The sequence below is a fragment of the Agromyces humi genome (genome assembly GCF_009720255.1).
In the GTDB taxonomy this organism is placed as follows: Bacteria; Actinomycetota; Actinomycetes; order Actinomycetales; family Microbacteriaceae; genus Agromyces; species Agromyces humi.
Map to the genome: position 1 here is coordinate 1 of NZ_WJSP02000547.1, position 1,925 is coordinate 1,925.

The 1,925-nt window shown below is 72.7% G+C and carries 2 protein-coding genes; both read right to left on the minus strand.

The window, feature by feature from the left end; genetic code table 11:
* Positions 1 to 19 precede the first annotated feature (19 nt).
* Positions 20 to 475 (minus strand): NUDIX domain-containing protein, encoded by a 456-nt coding sequence (locus GH736_RS22060; protein WP_159607098.1) that lies wholly within the window; start codon positions 473 to 475, stop codon positions 20 to 22.
* A gap of 33 nt (positions 476 to 508) precedes the next feature.
* Complete coding sequence (gene glsA / locus GH736_RS22065; protein WP_159607100.1) at positions 509 to 1,774, minus strand: glutaminase A; 1,266 nt, start codon at positions 1,772 to 1,774, stop codon at positions 509 to 511.
* Positions 1,775 to 1,925 lie beyond the last annotated feature (151 nt).

The following is a 1,925-nucleotide window of genomic DNA, read 5'->3' on the forward strand; positions in this document are numbered from 1 at the left end:
TGCGCGGTGCGCTGCGCGTTCAGCCGACGCGGCGCACCAGGGCGTCGACCGCCGGCCGCTGGCCCTTCACGAGCCGCTCGCGGGCCTCGTCGGGGGAGAACCATCCCGCGGCGTCGAGCTCGGGGAACGATTGGCGGCGACCCGAGCGCGGCGGCCACTCGATCTCGAACAGGTTGCTGCGCACGTCGTCCGCATCGAAGTCGGACTCGCCGATGAACACCGTCACGAGCTTGCCCGACGCGTAGCGGAACCGGCCGAGCTCCTCGTACTCCACCTCGGGCGCCGGCCGCCCGACCTCCTCGGCGAATTCGCGGAGCGCCGCCGCGAGCGGCTCCTCGTCGGTGTAGGTGCCCTTCGGGATGGACCACGCCGAGGCGTCCTTGCCCCGCCAGAACGGACCGCCCATGTGTCCGATGAACAGCTCGAGCCCGGGCTGTCGTCGGTAGAGCAGGATGCCCGCGCTGGTCTCGGCCATGGGGACACGCTACCGGGCGGGTGCGACCTGACGTCAGGCGTCGCCGACGAGCACTCCCTCGGGGTCGAGCACGGCGACTCGCGGCCGGCCGTCGGGGCCGAGCCCTGCGACATCCGGCAGCCCGCGGAACAGCGCGGCAGCTGCGTCGCCGACGCGGGTCACGTTCGAGAAGTCGAGCACGAGGCATCCGCCGTCACCGACGAGCGGAGCGAGCCGGGTCAGCACCTCCTCGGCGCCGGCGAAGAACACCTCGCCGCGCAGCCGCGCGATGGTGTCGCCGCCGCCCTCGACCCGGTCGTCGCGCTCGAGCTGGGCGATCGGGGAGTGCGGCGCACCCCGGTGCTGCAGCATGTGCAGCCCGTACCGTTCCGACAGGGTGCGCAACATGACGATGCCGCGCACGCTGTTGCCGCGCGCGTCGAGCCGCGGGCTGAAGGTGCCGATGCCGAACTCCTCGGGCTGCATCGCCACGATGCCGCCGCCCACGCCGCTCTTCGCGGGCAGTCCCACGTGCACGAGCCAGTCGCCCGACGCGTCGTACATGCCGCAGCTCGTCATGACCGACGTCGTCCAGCGGGCGACGTCCTCGCCGATGACGCGCTCGCCGCTGATCGGGTTGCGGCCGCCGTTCGCGAGCGTCGCCGCCATGATGGCGAGGTCGCGCGCGTTCACCGACACGGAGCACTGCCGGAAGTAGGCGCCCGTCGCCACCTCCGCCGTCGAGCCGAGCGTGCCGGCCGACTGGGTGAGGTAGGCGAGGGCGCGGTTGCGGTCGCCGGTGGCGTGCTCGGACTCGAACACCGACTCGTCGAGGTCGAGCTCGCGAGCCGCGAAGGCGTTGAGGCCGGCGTGGATGATGGCGAACTTCTCCGCGGCCGTGTCGCCCGTGATGAGCGAGCTCATCACGATCGCGCCCGCGTTGATGAGCGGGTTCAGCGGCCTGCCGGTCGCCGGCTCGAGGCTGATGGCGTTGAACGGCTCGCCGCTCGGCTCGACGCCGACGTGGCGGATCACCTCGGCGAGCCCCGACTGCTCGAGGGCGAGCGCGAACACGAACGGCTTCGACACCGACTGGATGGTGAACGTCGTCTCGCTGTCGCCCGACTCGTGCACGCTGCCGCGCACGCTCGCGAGTGCGGCGCCGAGCGCCTCGGGGTCGGCCCTGGTGAGCTCGGGGATGTACGACGCGAGCGCACCGTCGGTGTGCGGTCGTGCGACGTCGAGCACCGAGTCCAACGCGGCACGGATCGGATCCCGGAGGTCTGGGATGGTGGGCTCGTACGGTTCGGCGTCGGCCATGGCGCCAGCCTAGGCCTCAGCTCGGCTGCGACGTCCAGATGAACGGCGGATGCTGCGCCGGCGCGTCGCCCGCGGCAACGAGCCGCGCGAGCCGAACCGCCCCGTCGAGCGGGGTGCCGGCCGAGCCCACCAGCTCCGCATGCGGGGCGAG

Coding starts and splice junctions, on each gene's coding strand:
- GH736_RS22060 (WP_159607098.1), bottom strand. CDS start 475: ATGGCCGAGACCAGCGCGGGCATCCTGCTCTACCGACGACAGCCCGGG.
- glsA (WP_159607100.1), bottom strand. CDS start 1,774: ATGGCCGACGCCGAACCGTACGAGCCCACCATCCCAGACCTCCGGGAT.